Source organism: Sinorhizobium sp. 8-89 (genome assembly GCF_030124325.1).
In the GTDB taxonomy this organism is placed as follows: Bacteria; Pseudomonadota; Alphaproteobacteria; order Rhizobiales; family Rhizobiaceae; genus Sinorhizobium.
The window spans coordinates 822,984-840,293 of record NZ_JASKLR010000001.1; the positions used below are offsets into that span (position 1 = coordinate 822,984).

Genomic DNA, 17,310 nt, shown 5'->3' on the forward strand with positions numbered 1-17,310 from the left:
AGGAGAACATCATGAAGATCAAATGGCTCGGCCATTCCGCCTTCCACATCGAGACGGCGAAAGCCAAAATCCTGATCGATCCCTTCTTCACCGGAAACCCGGCGTTCCGTGAAAGCGATCGCAAGGCGGCCACCGCGGGGCTCACGCATATCCTGCTCACGCATGGCCATGGCGATCATGTCGGCGACACCGTCGCGATTGCCAAGGAAACGGGGGCCACGGTGCTTGGCAACTTCGACCTTTGCATGTGGCTTGGGCGGCAGGGCGTGTCGAAGATGGAACCGGGCAATACCGGCGGCACGATTCAGCTTGACGGCTTTTCCGCAACATTCGTCAATGCGGTTCATTCCTCGGCGCAGATCACCGAAGATGGCGTTTCCCATTCGCTCGGCAGCGCCGGCGGCCTCGTGCTCCACTTCGAGGACGAACCGACGCTCTATCATATGGGCGACACGGATATTTTCTCGGATATGGCCCTGATCCACGAACTGCACGAACCGGACATCGGCATCGTGCCGATCGGCGACCGCTTCACCATGGGCGGCGCCGTGGCCGCTCTCGCCTGTCAGCGCTATTTCAGATTCAACACTGCCATCCCCTGCCACTATGGTTCGTTTCCGATCGTCGATCAGACGCCCCAGACCTTCGTCGCCGGCATGGATGGCGCCTCGACGCTGGTGGCAACGCCGGAAGTCGGTGGGATTGTCACTCTTTAAAGAGCAATGGTTGCCGGCGCGAAGCCTGCCGGTGACATTCGCCCGTTGCACGTTGTGCAACTCGTCTTTATAGCGGGGGAAACTTTGAGATACCGGAGACGATCATGTCCGTAGACCTTGCCACCGTGAAGCGCGTCGCGCGCCTTGCCCGCATCGCCGTCAGCGAAGAGGAAGCCGCGCGGATGATGGGCGAGCTCAATGGCATCCTCGGCTTCGTCGAGCAACTGTCCGAAGTGAATGTCGACGGCGTCGAGCCGATGACTTCGGTAACGCCGATGAACATGAAGAAGCGCGCAGACATCGTCGCCGACGGCGGCAAGGCGGCTGACGTTGTCGCCAATGCGCCGAATTCGGACCGCAACTTCTTCGTCGTCCCGAAAGTGGTCGAGTAAGAAACCGCCTCCCGCCCCGACGTTTCCGATTGCGAAAGCCCGAATACATCATGACCGAACTTACAAGCCTCACGATTGCCGAAGCCCGCGCGAAGCTTTCCGCCAAGGAAATCACGGCGGTCGAATTGACGGATGCCTACATCGCCGCGATCGAGGCGGCCAACGACACGATCAACGCTTATGTCGCCGTGACGCCGGAAAAGGCCCGCGAGATGGCGAAGACTTCCGATGCCCGTATCGCGGCCGGCAAAGCCGGTGCCCTGGAAGGCATTCCGCTCGGCATCAAGGATCTCTTCGGTACCGAGGGCGTTCACACGCAGGCCTGTAGTCATATTCTTGATGGTTTCGAGCCGCGCTACGAATCGACGGTTACCCAGAACCTCTGGAACGACGGTGCCGTGATGCTCGGCAAGCTCAACATGGACGAGTTCGCCATGGGCTCTTCCAACGAGACGTCCTACTACGGACCGGTCAAGAACCCGTGGCGCGCCAAGGGCTCCAACCTTGACCTCGTGCCGGGCGGTTCTTCCGGCGGTTCTGCGGCCGCGGTCGCGGCCCATCTCTGCGCCGGTGCGACGGCGACGGATACCGGCGGCTCGATCCGCCAGCCGGCCGCCTTCACCGGTACTGTCGGCATCAAGCCGACCTATGGCCGTTGCTCGCGCTGGGGCGTCGTCGCCTTTGCCTCCTCGCTCGACCAGGCCGGCCCGATCGCGCGAGACGTGCGCGATGCGGCGATCCTCTTGAAGTCGATGGCCAGCATCGATCCGAAGGATACGACCTCCGTCGACTTGCCCGTGCCCGATTATGAGGCGTCGATCGGCCAGTCGATCAAGGGCATGAGGATCGGCATCCCGAAGGAATACCGCGTTGACGGCATGCCGGAGGAGATCGAGGCGCTCTGGCAGCAGGGCATTGCCTGGCTGAGGGACGCCGGTGCCGAGATCGTCGACATCTCGCTGCCGCACACGAAATACGCGTTGCCGGCCTATTATATCGTCGCGCCCGCCGAGGCGTCGTCGAACCTCGCGCGCTACGACGGTGTCCGTTACGGCCTGCGCGTCGACGGCAAGGATATCATTGACATGTATGAGAAGACGCGGGCTGCCGGCTTCGGCCAGGAGGTCAAGCGCCGCATCATGATCGGCACCTACGTGCTCTCCGCCGGCTACTACGACGCCTATTATCTGCGCGCGCAGAAGGTCCGGACGCTGATCAAACGCGACTTTGAGGTCGTTTTCGATGCAGGTATCGACGCGATCCTGACGCCGGCGACGCCGTCCTCTGCCTTCGGCATTGCCGACGAGGATCTCGCAGCCGATCCGGTGAAGATGTACTTGAACGACATCTTCACCGTTACCGTCAACATGGCCGGGCTGCCGGGCATTGCGGTGCCGGGTGGGCTCGATCGCAAGGGCCTTCCGCTTGGCCTACAGCTCATCGGCAAGCCGTTCGAGGAAGAAACGCTCTTCAAGACGGCGCATGTTATCGAACAGTCGGCTGGCCGCTTCACACCGTCCAAATGGTGGTAACAGGCCCAGCCGATCGCTGGCCACGCAGCGGAAGAAATGATGTAGTGGAGCGGAAAGGGACCGCTCCATGTTCATTGTCCGCCATGCCCGTCAAAGCGAAATTCGGCTTCTCGCCGATCTGGTTATCGCGTGAATTGGCTATCGACGGCCTATTCGCAGAAGCTCGATCGTGACGTCCAATTCATCGGGCTAAGCAAACCGCTCATCTCAGACTCGACCGACGAGTTTCCTCAGAACTAATTTCAGCAAGTTGATGCCGGGATCTCGCGACCACGGCGCTGACGATGATTGTCTGCCTCTTGACTTAGATGACGGTTGCCTCTGGCGCCTTGCGCCTTGGGGTGAGCGGCGTTGCCGAAGCGACGCTGACATCGACCCGGCTTGGGATAACGCTGCTTGCCCTCGGGCTTTTGACGGTGTCGAGCATCGACATGGCGCGCCGCAGCCTGATCGCCCGCCTTTCACATGCGGTCAACTACGACTCTCTTACCCACTGTCTGGCGCGCGCGAGCGCCTTGATTGCGCGGCTGGAGAAGAGCAACGAAAGCGCCTTCGCGATGATGCTCGACATCGACCATTTCAAGGCCATCAACGATACTCACGGGCATGCCGTCGGCGACCGTGTGTTGCAGGTCGTGGCACGAACCATGTCCGGCACCCTGCGGGCAGATGATCTCCTGGGCCGGCTCGACGGCGAAGAGTTCGCGATCGTGCTCGCGCGCCAGTCCCTGCAAGACGCAAGCGACGCGGCAGAGCGCGTCGTGCACGGCGTGCGTTCTGCGACCGTCGATCTCGAACACGGCGGTAAGTTGAGTGTCACGGCAAGCGTCGGCGTCACAATGCTGGCATCGCCGAAGCTGGGGCTCTCATACCTGCTGTCGCAAGCCGATATCGCCCTCTACGGCGCCAAGGCGGCGGGGGCGGGACCGCGTCGTTGGACCGGTCCCCGCCGAAAGGGCGATACCGGCGTAAGCGATCGTTCAAACGTGAGGCCGATCCAGACGGATCCCGTCAACGCCCCGGAGATCGCAACATCTCCGGGGATGATCGGAGTTGGAGCACTCAGCGGTTGTTGAGTTCCGATCTGACGAGATAGAGACCGCGCTCCGTGATGCGGTAGGGCTTTCCGCCCGAGGACTTGATCGCCTTTTTTTGTTTCAGCTTGCGAAAAAGCTCGAGATCGACGCCGGGATAGACCCAGCCGTCTCGTGTGAAACAACGGATTTCGGCGATAGCCTTGCCTTCGCGGGTAATTTCAATGCGGCCGCCTTGGGCCAAATGATGAAGAATGCGCTGTTCCGCGCGCGAGATGTCCATGGTTTGAGTATTCCGGAATGGCGCTCGTGAGAACGCAAGAAAACGTTCCGCAAATCCTGGGATGAGCGGGGTTCACGTTTCCGGCCCGTGCGCGCAGGTCGTGGTGACCGCGGGCAGGGCCCTTACCGGGACTCAGACTGAAAGAACATCAAGACTCCATTCGGACGGTGATTCTTCTAAGAAATGGCCGCCCAGGCGTCAAGAAGTGACGGCAGTTCTGGATCTGTAAGAGCAATGGCGACAACCAGGCCGATGTGGAACGCGACGATGGCGAGAAGCAAGGTCCGGAATGGTTCTTTGCGTGTCTTGTGTCGATGCACATGACACGCGACGAGCGCACCGAGTGAGCCGCCGGCAGCGGCAAACGTCAGCAGCATGCGCTCCGACACGCGCCAAGCGGTCCGTTGCGCCGCCCGTTTGTCCAGCCAATACAAACAGTAGGTGGCAAGGTTGATACTTGCGACAGTGATGAGGGTCATCGTTGGCGACATGGGTGATAGTAGGCACGAGGTGCCCAAAGCTTCGTTAATCGCGGCCGCCGGTCTCGGCGGCCCGTCTTCCCCGGCCTCACAAGCCTTGCGCCAGCGGTCCAATTGCTCTACCGAGAAACCTCGAAATTCAGGCTTCAAAGAAGAGCATGACATGAGCATTGTCGACGTCCGCACTCCCGATCCGAAACGCTTCATTCCCGGTGCAACCGGCGACTGGGAAGTGGTCATCGGCATGGAAGTCCATGCCCAGGTGCTCAGCAACTCGAAACTGTTCTCGGGTGCGTCGACGGAATTCGGCAATGCGCCCAATGCCAATGTCTCGCTGGTCGATGCCGCTATGCCGGGCATGCTGCCTGTCATCAACGAGGAGTGCGTCAAGCAGGCGGTTCGCACCGGTCTCGGCCTCAAGGCCAAGATCAACAATCGCTCGATCTTTGACCGGAAGAATTACTTCTATCCGGACCTGCCGCAGGGCTATCAGATCTCGCAGTACAAGGATCCGGTCGTCGGCGAAGGCAAGATCATCATTTCGATCGGGCCGGACCGCCAGGGACAGTTCGAGGATGTCGAGATCGGCATCGAGCGTCTGCATCTGGAGCAGGATGCCGGAAAGTCCATGCACGATCAGCATCCGTCCATGTCCTATGTCGATCTCAATCGCTCGGGCGTCGCATTGATGGAAATCGTTTCGAAGCCGGACTTGCGGTCGTCGGACGAGGCGAAGGCGTATCTCACCAAGCTGCGCTCGATCGTGCGTTATCTCGGCACCTGCGACGGCAACATGGACGAAGGCTCGATGCGGGCAGACGTCAACGTTTCCGTCCGCCGCCCCGGCGAGCCTTTCGGCACGCGCTGCGAAATCAAGAACGTCAACTCGATCCGCTTCGTCGGCCAGGCGATCGAATACGAGGCGCGCCGTCAGATCGCGATCCTCGAGGATGGCGGCGTCGTCGATCAGGAAACGCGGCTCTTCGACGCGAACAAGGGCGAGACGCGTTCCATGCGCTCGAAGGAAGAGGCGCATGACTATCGTTACTTCCCAGATCCGGACCTGCTGCCGCTCGAATTCGACGACGCGTTCGTCGAGGCCTTGAAGGCCGATCTTCCGGAACTGCCGGACGACAAGAAGGAGCGCTTCGTCCGCGACATGGGCCTTTCGATCTACGACGCCTCGGTTCTCGTGTCGGAGAAAGCGATTGCCGACTATTTCGAGGCGGTGGCCGCCGGACGCGACGGCAAGATGGCAGCCAACTGGGTCATCAACGACCTGCTGGGCGCCTTGAACAAAGCCGGCAAAACCATTGAAGAGACTCCGGTTTCTGCCGCTCAGCTCGGCGGTATCATCGACCTCATCAAGGCCGAAACCATCTCCGGCAAGATCGCCAAGGACGTCTTCGAGATCATCTGGAACGAGGGCGGCGACCCGGCTGAGATCGTCGAGACACGCGGCATGAAGCAGGTCACCGATACCGGTGCAATCGAGAAGGCCGTCGATGAAATCATTGCCGCCAATCCGGACCAGGTGGAGAAGGCCAAGGCAAAGCCTTCGCTCGCCGGCTGGTTCGTCGGCCAGGTCATGAAGGCAACGGGCGGCAAGGCGAACCCGCAGGCTGTCCAGGCGCTGGTCAAGGCCAAGCTCGGCATCGAGGAATGACCATGTTTTTCGTCCGCACGGCCAGCGAGCGCGACCTCGAAAAGGTCCGCGCCTTGCTGGCCGAGACGTGGCATGCGACCTACGACACGCTTTACGGAGCCGACAAAGTCGACGAACTCACCGCCAGATGGCATTCGATCGACGCCTTGAGAAAGCGCCTGCAGCGAAAGAATGCCGAATTCGTCGTTGCTGACAACGGCAGAGAGCTCGCCGGCATGGGCTATGCGGCGATGTCGGACTCGCTTGCGAAAACCGCCGTCCTCCATCAACTCTACGTTCTTCCGAAATATCAAGGACAGGGCATCGGCCGCGACATGTTTGCCGAACTCGAAACCTGTTTTCCGGATGCTGAGCGCATGCGCTTGGAAGTCGAGCCACAAAACCTTCACGCATTGGCATTCTATCGGGCGCATGGCTTTTCCGAAGTCGGAAGGACGGAGAATTGCGGAGACGAACAGTCGGGCGTGCCGGCGCTTATCCTGGAGAAGCGCCTTCCCTAGCCCTCGCGGTCAGTTTCGATGCGAATACGCTCCGGTTGTCATGAAATTGTAGCCTCCTGGTGATTGATGCGCCGCAGCGTTGATGGCACGGGAAAAACGGGAAATGACGATCGACCTCGAAATCCGCCAAGCCGAGCGCGGGGACTTGCCCGCGATCATTGCCCTTTTTGCCAACGATCGGCTCGGCGGGCACGGCGATACGACTGAACCGGAAGCTTTCGGCGACTATCTCTCGGCGTTCGAAGAGATCAGCGGGTCGCCCCACCAGACCCTGTATGTAGCTAGTCTCCGCGGCGAGGTGGTAGGCACGTTCCAGACGGCGCTTCTGACATCGCTTCCCGGGCGAGGCAGTTCGAGCCTCGTGATCGAGGCCGTACAGACACGCGAAGACATGCGGGGTCTCGGCATCGGCGAGAGCATGGTTCGTCATGCGATCGCCGAGGCTCGGGAGAAGGGAGCTTCGAAGGTCCAACTGACCTCCAACGTCGTGCGAGCCGATGCGCATCGATTTTACGAGCGTCTTGGTTTTGAGCGCAGTCATATCGGCTTCAAGATGCGGCTGAAATGACTGGCGGAAAAGCAGAATCACTGGACAAGGCATGAGTGGCGGGGCATAAGCGGGAGCATGATATTGATGTCCGGCTGCTTTCCCAACAGCCGGTGAAGGAAGACACCCATGAAGCTTCTGCTGCAGATTTTCACCTGGTGGAACCAACAGACGATAGGTACGCGTTTTCATACCTGGCGCTTTGGCAAGCGCGTGGGGGAAGACGAGTTCGGCAACGTCTACTATCAGGGTGGCACGGATTCCGAAGGTCGTACGCGGCGCTGGGTGATCTACAGTGGGCCTGCAGAGGCTTCGGCGATCCCGCCGGGCTGGCACGGCTGGATGCATCACCGTACGGACATTTCCCCCGCCGACGAGAAATACGTAGCCCGCGAGTGGCAGAAGCCGCATCGTTCGAACCAGACGGGCACGCCGAACGCCTATCGCCCGAAAGGGTCGATCGCGGGCGCGGGCGAGCGCCCGCGCGTTACCGGCGACTACGACGCCTGGACGCCACGCTCCTGAGCCCGGTTCATCTGTACAAGATATGAGCGAACCCCTCGATCATGGCGCAGCCACATTTCGGGTTTAGCGCCTGAAGGCCGGAGCAGTTCCAGGTGACGCGGAAATCGGTTGCCGTCCGGAAATGCGGCAAACAGAAGTTGGAGTTGGTGCATGGTTCAACTGGAACGAACCACTCCCGGCACGAATAGGAAAGCGCGGGGGAGACTGGCGTAAATGGCAGGTTTCTGTCTGCAGAATTGGATCGGCCGGGCGGCTCGTCGAGCGAGCCTTGCGCTGCTGATGGCGCTGCCGTTGATGTCCTCCACCGATATCGCGCGTGCAACGCGTCTTTCCAATCCCGTCGCGGTTTTTTCCGGTATCGACAAGATCACCGGCCGCATCACAACGTTCGACGTCTATATCGGCGAGACCGTGCAATTCGGCGCGCTGCAGGTAACGCCGCGCGTCTGCTACAGCCGCGACGACACCGAGGCGCCGAAGACCACGACCTTCGTGGAAGTCGAAGAGATCACGCTCGATCGCAAGATCCGGCGCATCTTCACCGGCTGGATGTTCGCTGACAGCCCGGGCCTGAATGCCGTTGAACACCCCGTCTATGACGTCTGGCTGCAATCCTGCAAGACGACGTCCGACCTACCGCCGCCGGACACTGCAGCGAAGCAGTAGATTCCTGGCAACCGTCGCTGCGACATATCTTTCAGCGCCGCCCGTCTTGTCACACGCGCAAAGACTTCGAATTGCTGCATGGCTGACCTTGAACCGGCAAGCAATGATGCAGTAGCCGAAGCCGATTTAACGACAAGGTTTATTTGAAGCGCAAAAACGCTGTGGTGCGGCGCCTATCGATGACAGGCCGCCGCGTCCTGGGCAAGCGCGCAGCTAAAACGGCAAGTCCGACGAGGCCATCGCTCTCGCCAGCAGAACCTCGTACTCGGCTTTGGGCACATCGATCGCGCCGAACGATTTCAGGTGCTCGGTCGTGAACTGGGTATCGAGGAGCTGAAATCCCTTCGCCCGCAGGCGCTCGACGAGGTGGACGAGGCAGATCTTGGAGGCATCGCTGCGCAGCGAGAACATGCTCTCGCCGAAAAAGGCGGCCCCGAGCGAGACTCCATAGAGACCGCCCACAAGCGCGTTATCCTGCCAGGCTTCGACGCTGTGGGCATAACCCATCCGGTGAAGGGCCGCATAGAGCGAGCGGATTTTGTCGTTGATCCAGGTCGTGGGCCGGTCCGGCGCTGGTTTTGCGCATCCTTCGATCACCGCGTCGAAAGCGGTGTTGTAGCGTATCTCGAACGGACGCCGGCGAATTGTCTTCGCCAGGCTGCGCGAGATATGGAAGGCGTCAAGCGGAATGATGCCGCGTATTTCCGGCTCGACCCAGAAGAGTTCCGGATCATCGGCCGAGTCGGCCATTGGGAAGAGGCCGATCGAATAGGCGCGCAGCAACATGTCCGGCGTTATGTCCGGTTGTTTGCTGCGCGTCCCTTTCAACTCTTTGTCCTATGCGGATGTTGTGGCCAGATGGTGCTCCAGCCAATGGATGTCATAGTCGCCGTTGGCGATGTCCTGATTGTTGATCAGTTCCTGGAACAGAGGCAAGGTCGTCTTGATGCCATCGATGACGAATTCATCGAGTACGCGGCGAAGCCGCATCATGCACTCGACGCGCGTCCGGCCGTGGACGATCAACTTGCCGATCAGGCTGTCGTAATAGGGCGGAATGCGGTAGCCCTGATAGGCGCCGCTGTCGACACGGACCCCGAGACCGCCCGGCGCGTGGAAATGCGTGATCGTACCCGGCGAGGGCACGAAGGTGCGTGGGTCTTCCGCATTGATGCGGCATTCGATGGCGTGGCCCGAGAAAACGATATCTTCCTGCTTGACCGAGAGACCGGCGCCCGATGCCACGCGGATCTGTTCGTGCACCAGGTCGATGCCGGTGATTGCCTCGGTAATCGGGTGCTCCACCTGCAGGCGCGTATTCATTTCGATGAAATAGAACTCGCCGTCCTCATAGAGGAACTCGATCGTCCCGGCGCCGCGATACTTCATCTTCTTCATCGCATCGGCACAGATCTGGCCGATCTTCATGCGCTGATCGACGTTGAGGGCAGGCGAGTTGGCTTCTTCCCAGACCTTCTGGTGGCGGCGCTGCAGCGAGCAGTCGCGTTCACCGAGATGGATGGCATTGCCTTCGCCGTCGCCGACGATCTGGACTTCGATATGGCGCGGCCTGCCGAGAAACTTTTCCATATAGACGGCTTCGTTGCCGAAAGCCGCTGCCGCTTCGGCACGCGCCGTCGCGACGGCATGCTCAAGATCGTCTTCGGTTCTCGCGACTTTCATACCGCGGCCACCGCCGCCGGCCGTCGCCTTGATCAGCACCGGGAAGCCGATCTTGCGGGCGACTTCAAGCGCATTCTCGGGCTTCACCTCGCCTTCGGAACCAGGCACGACCGGAATGCCAAGCGCTTCCGCTGTCTTCTTGGCAGTGATCTTGTCGCCCATGAGGCGAATATGTTCGGCCGTCGGACCAATGAAGGTTATGTCATGCGCGTCGAGGATGTCCGCGAACTTGGCGTTTTCCGAGAGGAAGCCGTAGCCCGGATGCACGGCATCCGCACCGGTGATTTCACAGGCGGCGACGATCTGATGGATATTCAGATAGCTCTCGCGTGAAGGCGGCGGTCCAATGCAGACGCTTTCGTCCGCCAGCCGAACATGCATCGCGTCGCTATCGGCCGTCGAATGCACAGCAACAGTTGCGATGCCGAGCTCCTTGCAGGCGCGCAGCACCCGCAGAGCGATTTCGCCGCGATTGGCAATGAGGATTTTCGAGATCATCGCCATCGTGCCTTACTCGATCACGATCAGGGGTTCGCCATATTCTACAGGGGCCGCGTCCTGAACGAGAATCTCGGTGACCTTGCCGGCGCGCGGTGCCGGAATCTGGTTCATCGTCTTCATAGCCTCGATGATCAGGATCGTCTGGCCTTCCTTGACCAGCGCGCCGACTTCGATGAACGGGCGGGCGCCCGGCGCAGGAGACAGATAGGCGGTACCGACCATCGGTGCCGTTACGGCATTCTTGGAATTGCGGCCGCCTTCGGCAACCGGCTGAGGAGCGGCGGCGGGCTGGGCCGCGGCGACCGGGGGCGGCGCCTGATAGGTGGGCATTGCCGGCATCGACATCGCGACAGGCGTGCCATTGCGCGAAACGCGGATGCGCAGATCGTCCTGCTCCACCTCGATCTCGGTCAGATCGGTATCATTGAGGATATTGGCGAGATCGCGGATCAGCGCCTGATCGATACCCGGTTTCTTTTCAGCCATGGGAGTATGAGCCTCGTGTTCTTTTTATTTCGATTTGTCCGTCAGGATCTTTAGCGCATGCAGCGCCAGAATGTAACTCTGCGCGCCGAACCCGCAGATCACGCCCTTGACGGCCGGTGCGATCATCGACTTGTGGCGGAATTCCTCGCGCGCATGGATGTTGGAAAGATGCAGTTCCACGACGGGAACAGCAATCGCACGAATGGCATCATGCATGGCAATCGAGGTGTGGCCGTAGGCGGCCGGGTTGATGGCGACGCCTGCGGCCTTTTCGCCGGCTTCGTGCAGCCAGTCGACCAGAGTGCCTTCGTGGTTCGACTGCCGGAAGTCGACATCGAAGCCGAGCAACTTTCCCTCCGACTTGCACATCGCCTCGATGTCGGCCAACGTCTGGCCGCCATAAATACCTGGCTCGCGCTTGCCGAGCGCATTCAGGTTAGGGCCATTCAGCACAAAAATCGTCGAGGGCATAAGGGATTCCGGTCCGATGATGGAGGGTTACCTATAGACTGATGGTTCCGCGAGGAAAAGCCCCTTAGGTCCGCCCCGGATTTGTCCACAAGTGATGGTGATTGGGGGGGACGCGACCTGGGGAAGGCCGCTGACATCTTCGTGGTGTCCCTCGGTTCAGCAGACGGTCTTGCCGCAGCTGCGCATGTTCGCCACCTTCGTCACGATCTCGTCGGCGCCAACGGCGCCGAAGACCGCTTCGTTGCCGATCACATAGGATGGTGTGCCGGTGATGCCGAGCTCGTTTGCGAGCGAATAAGCCTCGCGCACGGCGGAATCATGCGGTTCTTTTTCCATCTTCTCCCGCAGTTGTTCCTCGGTTACGCCGAGTTTCGCCGCGACGGCAATTGCCGTTTCCTCAGTCGCCCGCTCCTCGCCTCCAAGCAGAGCCCGGTGGAAGTCGCCATATTTCTCCGGAGCGATCAGGCGGAAGGCAGCGCTGACCTTGTGCGCAGCAAGGGAGTCAGGCCCGAGGATCGGCAGTTCCTTCAGCACGAAACGGACGTTCTTGTCCGTCGTGATGATCTCATCCATGTCGGAGAGTGCCCGTTTGCAATAGCCGCAATTGTAATCATAGAACTCGACGATCGTCACGTCGCCGTCAGGATTGCCGAGGGTGACATCATGATCGGATTGGAAGATCGCCTTCTTATTGTTGGCGATCGCCGCCTCGGCCGCTTCCTGCTGCTTGGCGCGCTGCTTGGCTGCAAGGGCTTCCTGCACCTCGAGCATGACTTCGGGATTGGCGAGCAGATATTCCTTGATGAAGGCGCCGAACTCTTCCTTCTGTTTTGCATCGAGCGCGGCGGCCGTCTGCGGCAAGGCTACGCCCGCAACAAGCGCGAGCAGCGTCGCAGCGGCAATCATCTTCTTGAAGGTCATTCTTTCCTCGTTGTCTTTCCGTATTCTGTCTGTCGTTCATTTCGCACGGCTGCGTCAATGTGCGTATTTGAAAGACAACAATTATCCAAGGTTCGTACCCTTTTATGCGAGCATAGGGTGGGCCGCGGGGAAACGAAACGGCAAAATCGGCGGAAATGCGGCACTCTCGCACTTGTGAAGCGCGAGATGATCAGGCAAAGGGGCACAAACTAGCCGTTTCCACAGCGCCGCGCGTCGTGTCAGGCGCGTAAATGACGCTGTAGCACTTTGAATTGCTGCATTTTTTTATCTTTCGATTTTATGGACATGCAGCAGAGGATTTACATTGACACAGATGTCGAAACGCAGTGCCGTCGAGCCCTTTCATGCCATGGATGTGCTGGCGGAAGCCACACGGCGGCGCGATGCTGGCCATCCGGTCATTTCGATGGCAGTGGGTCAGCCGGTCCATCCGGCCCCGAAGGCGGCGCTTGAAGCAGCAAGGTGTGCCCTTGAGCACGGCCGCCTCGGCTACACTGACGCGCTTGGCACGCTGTCCTTGAAGACCGCGATTGCCCGCCACTATCACAGCCGCCATGGCATCACCCTCGATCCGCAGCGAATTGCAGTCACGACAGGCTCGTCGGCCGGTTTCAATCTGGCGTTCCTCGCGCTCTTCGATCCGGGTGATTGCGTCGCCATCGCCCGCCCGGGATATCCAGCTTACCGCAACATCTTGCAGGCGTTGGGTCTGACCGTCGTCGAGGTCGAGGCGGGCAGGGAGACCGGCTTCACCTTGACGCCGGAAAGCCTCGCACGCGCGGCCGAGCGCATCGGCAAGCCGCTCAAGGGCGTGCTGCTTGCAAGCCCCGCCAACCCCACCGGAACGGTGACAGGGCGAGCCCGTCTCAAGGCGCTCGCGGATTATTGCCGCGCCGAGCGCATCACTTTCATTTCCGACGAGATCTATCACGGTCTGACATTCGTTGGCGAAGAAGCCACGGCGCTTGAAGTGACCGACGATGTAGTCGTGATCAACTCCTTCTCGAAATACTATTGCATGACCGGTTGGCGGATCGGCTGGATGGTGCTGCCGGAGGTGCAGGTGCGCAGCTTCGAGCGCCTGGCGCAGAGCCTCTATATTTCGCCGCCGGAGCTTTCTCAGATCGCCGCCGAGGCGGCGCTCGACGCACATGAAGAGTTGGACGGGTACAAGGCAGCCTATGCAGCCAACCGCGAACTCTTGATGAAGCGCTTGCCGCAGATCGGCCTCGCGATCGCCTCGCCGATGGACGGGGCCTTCTACGCCTATGTCGACGTCAGCCGGTTTGCCAATGACAGCATGGCCTTTGCGCGCCGGATGCTGGCCGAGATCAATGTGGCGGCGACGCCCGGTTTCGACTTCGACCCTGTGGAAGGGCACCGCACAATGCGGTTCTCCTACGCTGGATCCGCAGCGGAGATGTCGGAGGCCATGGATCGCGTCGCCAGCTGGCTGGCCTAATTGACACGTCGTTTCCGGTGGTTATGGCAATTGTTGGAATCTTCGCCGCAAGCGCGCAATGTACTGTCGGTCGCGATCGCTCGCCTAGGATAAACCACCTGCGGCAGCCGTAGCGGGCAGGCACAAAAAAGCCCGGAGCGAATCCGGGCTTCTTGTTCAGTCATTCTATCTCTGGCTCAGAAGAAACCGCGACGTTGCCACCAACCGCCCTTTTTCGGCTTCGGAGGCTCCTCGTCGTTGGTCTCCTTCTTGTTTGAGACATTCGAGGTGATGACGGGTTCGGACGCGATCGTCGCGAGGTCGCGATTAGCCCTCGTGGGCTTTGCCCCTTCGAGATCGGCGCCGGCTTCCTCGACGGCTTCTGCCGCCGGATCTACGGCCTCCGACTGCGCTTCGACTGCCGTCTGGGCTGCCTCGTCAACGTCGGCGTCGACTTTCACCGCCTTCTTGCGAGTACGCTTCGGCTTGGCCGGCTTCGTTTCTTCCGACACCGTTTCCACGGATGCGGCCTCGGCCAAAACAGGCGCTTCGGCTACAGGCTCCACCGCTTCCGCTACAGCATCTTCGGCTGCAGCATCTTCGTCGGCGGCTTCAACAGCAACATCGCCAGCGGTCTCGCCTTCTGCCGATTCCAGCTTGTTGCGGCGGCCGCCACGCTTGCCGCGGCGTCGACGCTTGCGCTTCTGCTCGGCATCGTCCTCTGCTGCTGCTCCGGCCTCCTGAGCGTCTTCTTCGTCCTCGGCCTCTTCAGCTTCGTCGGCCACACCTTCCAGCGTCTCGCCAGCTTCAGCGGCTACTGCTTCCGTCGCCGGACCGCCGCCCTTGCCGCGCCGACGACGACGGCGCTTGCGCTTGCGGCCACCCTGTTCGTCGGACTGCTGTGCCTTTGCGGGCTCCGGACGCTCGGCCGCGGCTTCTGCGGCTTCTTCCTCGTCCAGATCTTCTTCGATCACGACGTCGTCTTCTTCCGGTTCCGGCTCGAAGTGCAGAAGCTGTTCGATCTTGACCGGGTTCTCGACCGGCTCTCCGCGATCTATTGCGAAATGCTGCGCGCCGACGTGGGCGTCGGCCTCAATGATGATCGAGACTCCGAAGCGCTGTTCGTAATCCATGATCGTACCGCGCTTCTGGTTGAGCAGGTAAAGCGCGATTTCGGGGGTCGTGCGCACGGTGATGTCGTGCGTCGTGTTCTTGAGCAGATACTCCTCGATACCGCGCAGCACATGCAGCGCGACCGAGGACTGCGAACGGACATGACCGGTGCCGTTGCAGTGCGGGCAGGTCTGCATCGTGCTTTCAAGAACCGAGGCACGGATGCGCTGGCGCGACATTTCGAGCAGGCCGAAATGCGAGATGCGGCCGACCTGAATGCGTGCTCTGTCGTTCTTCAGGCAGTCCTTGAGTTTCTTCTCGACCGCGCGGTTGTTGCGCTTCTCCTCCATGTCGATGAAGTCGATCACCACCAAGCCGGCAAGGTCACGCAGGCGCAATTGCCGCGCCACTTCCTCGGCAGCCTCCAAGTTGGTCTGGAGGGCGGTGTCCTCAATCGAGTGCTCGCGGGTCGAGCGGCCGGAGTTAACGTCGATCGAAACAAGCGCTTCGGTCTGGTTGATGATGATGTAGCCGCCCGACTTGAGCGTCACCTGCGGCTGCAGCATGCGATCGAGCTGCGCCTCGATACCGGAACGCGAGAAGATCGGATGCACGTCGCGATAGGGCTGCACGACCTTGGCGTGGCTCGGCATCAGCATCTTCATGAAGCCCTTGGCTTCCTTGTAGCCTTCCTCGCCGGAAACGATGATCTCGCTGATGTCCTTGTTGTAGAGATCGCGAATCGAACGCTTGATCAGGCTGCCTTCCTCGTAGACGAGGCAAGGCGCGGTCGAGTTCAACGTCAGCGTACGGACGTTTTCCCAAAGGCGCATCAGGTATTCGAAATCGCGCTTGACCTCGACTTTGGTGCGGTTGGCGCCGGCCGTGCGCAGGATCACGCCCATGCCTTGCGGCACTTCGAGTCCGCGAGCGATTTCCTTCAGGCGCTTGCGATCTTGGAGGTTGGTGATCTTGCGCGAAATGCCGCCGCCGCGCGCAGTGTTCGGCATCAGAACCGAGTAGCGACCCGCGAGCGAGAGATAGGTGGTGAGTGCGGCACCCTTGTTGCCGCGCTCTTCCTTGGCAACCTGGACCAGCAGGATCTGCCGGCGCTTGATTACTTCCTGAATACGGTACTGCTTGCGGGGCCTGCGAACCTGGCGGTCCGGAACCTCTTCCATCGCGTCTTCGGCGCCGACGGATTCGATGACTTCCTTCTCGCCGTCGTGGGCGTCGTCGTCGTCATCATCGTCGTCGCGGCGCCGCCGCGTATCGATGTCCTCGGAAATCGAATCGGTTTCGACCATGGCGGCCATCTCGCCGCTGCCGGTCTCTTCGCCGCCGTCCTGGCTCTCCGTCGTCTCGGAAGCTTCTTCGGCGACCTTCGCCTTCGTCCGGCGAGTGCGCTTCGGCTTTGCCTTCGGCTTCTCCGCGACGGCTTCGACTTCCGCGGGCTCCTCGACGGCCGCTTCGACCGCTTCGGCGAGCTCGGCCACGGTTTCCGCTTCGGCTTCGACCGGGGAGGGCTTCTGCTCGCTCGCCGTCTCGACCGGTTCAATGTCGTCGTCGCGGCGGGCCTCTTCGGCCTCCGCTTTCAAAAGCGCCTGACGATCGGCGAGGGGGATCTGATAATAGTCCGGATGGATTTCGGCGAAAGCCAGGAACCCATGGCGATTGCCGCCGTAGTCAACGAAGGCGGCCTGGAGCGAAGGCTCCACCCTGGTCACCTTGGCCAGGTAAATATTGCCGCGGATCTGCTTCTTGTGTTCGGATTCGAAGTCGAATTCTTCTATGCGGTTCCCGCGTACGACAACGACGCGCGTCTCCTCTGCGTGAGACGCATCGATAAGCATTTTCTCTGCCATCTAAGTTGTGCTCCTCGGCGCGAGGGTGCAACGGCAGACAGACCTGCTTCCTTGGGAAGGCCGTCAGACACGTCGAACACTGCGCCGGATGTGAAAGGTCCTGTTTGGTGCAGGTGAAGGTGCAGCAGCCAGACGGCAGCCGGAACGTTCACGTCCCGGGGCCTCTTTACTTCTGACCGATACTGCTGAGTCACATCAAAGACCAAACAAGAATGCCAATGTCCTGGGCCTCGAAGGCGAGGCCCGATGAATGCGCCCGCTTGCGGGCATCTGGTGAAATCACCATCAATAACTCCGGCCACCGCCGGAAATTTGCGATCCAGTATACGGGGAGGAAATGCAGCGACGGCGGATGAACACCTGCGGCCGCGTAAGGCATGATACGGTTGTAACCGGCATTTCCGGCTCGATCATTCCTGGCGCCAAGCTCTGGAAAAGCTCCGGCTGCCCGGCCGACGATTCTATCCC

The 17,310-nt window shown here is 60.6% G+C and carries 18 protein-coding genes and 1 pseudogene; 11 read left to right on the forward strand and 8 right to left on the reverse strand.

The genetic code is table 11. The features are described from left to right. The first annotated feature begins 11 nt into the window (after window positions 1–11). The 5 genes and pseudogenes from QN219_RS04000 (at window position 12) to QN219_RS04020 (ending at window position 3,716) form a co-directional block, all read left to right on the forward strand. Complete coding sequence (locus tag QN219_RS04000; RefSeq protein WP_283998096.1) at window positions 12–716, forward strand: metal-dependent hydrolase; 705 nt, start codon at window positions 12–14, stop codon at window positions 714–716. A 104-nt stretch (window positions 717–820) separates the two neighbouring features. Then, window positions 821–1,108, forward strand: a complete 288-nt coding sequence (gene gatC / locus QN219_RS04005; protein ID WP_283998097.1) for an Asp-tRNA(Asn)/Glu-tRNA(Gln) amidotransferase subunit GatC — start codon at window positions 821–823, stop codon at window positions 1,106–1,108. A 50-nt stretch (window positions 1,109–1,158) separates the two neighbouring features. Next, the gene (gatA, locus tag QN219_RS04010; protein WP_283998100.1) at window positions 1,159–2,640 is read left to right on the forward strand and encodes an Asp-tRNA(Asn)/Glu-tRNA(Gln) amidotransferase subunit GatA; all 1,482 of its coding nucleotides are present in this window, start codon (window positions 1,159–1,161) and stop codon (window positions 2,638–2,640) included. Window positions 2,641–2,754: 114 nt separating this feature from the next. Next, window positions 2,755–2,880, forward strand: a pseudogene (locus tag QN219_RS04015) (GNAT family N-acetyltransferase); the annotation flags it as partial. A gap of 68 nt (window positions 2,881–2,948) precedes the next feature. Then, a complete protein-coding gene (locus QN219_RS04020; RefSeq protein WP_283998102.1) occupies window positions 2,949–3,716 on the forward strand; it encodes a GGDEF domain-containing protein in 768 nt (255 codons plus the stop codon). On the opposite strand, the gene QN219_RS04025 is transcribed toward QN219_RS04020, so the two are convergent. Both QN219_RS04025 and QN219_RS04030 read right to left on the reverse strand, forming a co-directional pair. Further along, window positions 3,703–3,957, reverse strand: coding sequence for a YjhX family toxin (locus QN219_RS04025; protein ID WP_269276507.1), 255 nt, complete (start codon window positions 3,955–3,957; stop codon window positions 3,703–3,705). The two genes, QN219_RS04020 and QN219_RS04025, sit on opposite strands and share 14 nt — an antisense overlap. A gap of 176 nt (window positions 3,958–4,133) precedes the next feature. Continuing rightward, window positions 4,134–4,436 carry a DUF1294 domain-containing protein gene (locus tag QN219_RS04030; protein ID WP_283998103.1) on the reverse strand — a complete coding sequence of 101 codons (303 nt, stop codon included), beginning with the start codon at window positions 4,434–4,436 and terminating at the stop codon, window positions 4,134–4,136. A gap of 163 nt (window positions 4,437–4,599) precedes the next feature. Between QN219_RS04030 and gatB the strand changes: the two genes are divergently transcribed. From gatB to QN219_RS04055, 5 genes are all read left to right on the forward strand, one after another. Beyond that, window positions 4,600–6,102: an Asp-tRNA(Asn)/Glu-tRNA(Gln) amidotransferase subunit GatB gene (gatB, locus tag QN219_RS04035; protein WP_283998104.1), complete on the forward strand. Its 1,503-nt coding sequence runs from the start codon at window positions 4,600–4,602 to the stop codon at window positions 6,100–6,102. Window positions 6,103–6,104: 2 nt separating this feature from the next. Then, the gene (locus tag QN219_RS04040) at window positions 6,105–6,602 is read left to right on the forward strand and encodes a GNAT family N-acetyltransferase (RefSeq protein WP_283998106.1); all 498 of its coding nucleotides are present in this window, start codon (window positions 6,105–6,107) and stop codon (window positions 6,600–6,602) included. 103 nt (window positions 6,603–6,705) lie between these two features. Further along, window positions 6,706–7,170: a GNAT family N-acetyltransferase gene (locus tag QN219_RS04045; RefSeq protein ID WP_283998108.1), complete on the forward strand. Its 465-nt coding sequence runs from the start codon at window positions 6,706–6,708 to the stop codon at window positions 7,168–7,170. 108 nt (window positions 7,171–7,278) lie between these two features. Continuing rightward, a complete protein-coding gene (locus QN219_RS04050; protein ID WP_283998110.1) occupies window positions 7,279–7,674 on the forward strand; it encodes an NADH:ubiquinone oxidoreductase subunit NDUFA12 in 396 nt (131 codons plus the stop codon). A 213-nt stretch (window positions 7,675–7,887) separates the two neighbouring features. After that, window positions 7,888–8,340: a DUF2155 domain-containing protein gene (locus QN219_RS04055; protein ID WP_405052079.1), complete on the forward strand. Its 453-nt coding sequence runs from the start codon at window positions 7,888–7,890 to the stop codon at window positions 8,338–8,340. Window positions 8,341–8,553: 213 nt separating this feature from the next. On the opposite strand, the gene aat is transcribed toward QN219_RS04055, so the two are convergent. The 5 genes from aat to QN219_RS04080 all read right to left on the reverse strand — a co-directional run bounded on the left by aat (window position 8,554) and on the right by QN219_RS04080 (window position 12,402). Further along, a complete protein-coding gene (gene aat, locus QN219_RS04060; protein WP_283998112.1) occupies window positions 8,554–9,168 on the reverse strand; it encodes a leucyl/phenylalanyl-tRNA--protein transferase in 615 nt (204 codons plus the stop codon). A 9-nt stretch (window positions 9,169–9,177) separates the two neighbouring features. Next, window positions 9,178–10,521 carry an acetyl-CoA carboxylase biotin carboxylase subunit gene (gene accC, locus QN219_RS04065; RefSeq protein ID WP_173513312.1) on the reverse strand — a complete coding sequence of 448 codons (1,344 nt, stop codon included), beginning with the start codon at window positions 10,519–10,521 and terminating at the stop codon, window positions 9,178–9,180. Window positions 10,522–10,533: 12 nt separating this feature from the next. Next, the gene (gene accB / locus QN219_RS04070; RefSeq protein ID WP_283998113.1) at window positions 10,534–11,010 is read right to left on the reverse strand and encodes an acetyl-CoA carboxylase biotin carboxyl carrier protein; all 477 of its coding nucleotides are present in this window, start codon (window positions 11,008–11,010) and stop codon (window positions 10,534–10,536) included. Between the two features lie 24 nt (window positions 11,011–11,034). Beyond that, window positions 11,035–11,481, reverse strand: coding sequence for a type II 3-dehydroquinate dehydratase (aroQ, locus tag QN219_RS04075; RefSeq protein ID WP_283998115.1), 447 nt, complete (start codon window positions 11,479–11,481; stop codon window positions 11,035–11,037). A gap of 156 nt (window positions 11,482–11,637) precedes the next feature. Then, the gene (locus QN219_RS04080) at window positions 11,638–12,402 is read right to left on the reverse strand and encodes a DsbA family protein (RefSeq protein WP_283998117.1); all 765 of its coding nucleotides are present in this window, start codon (window positions 12,400–12,402) and stop codon (window positions 11,638–11,640) included. A gap of 325 nt (window positions 12,403–12,727) precedes the next feature. Here QN219_RS04080 and QN219_RS04085 point away from each other — a divergent pair, with 325 nt between their 5' ends. Next, window positions 12,728–13,885, forward strand: a complete 1,158-nt coding sequence (locus tag QN219_RS04085; RefSeq protein WP_283998119.1) for a pyridoxal phosphate-dependent aminotransferase — start codon at window positions 12,728–12,730, stop codon at window positions 13,883–13,885. 176 nt (window positions 13,886–14,061) lie between these two features. Here the strand turns inward: QN219_RS04085 and QN219_RS04090 are convergent, their stop codons facing one another. Further along, window positions 14,062–16,842 carry a ribonuclease E/G gene (locus tag QN219_RS04090; protein ID WP_283998121.1) on the reverse strand — a complete coding sequence of 927 codons (2,781 nt, stop codon included), beginning with the start codon at window positions 16,840–16,842 and terminating at the stop codon, window positions 14,062–14,064. Window positions 16,843–17,310: the final 468 nt, after the last annotated feature.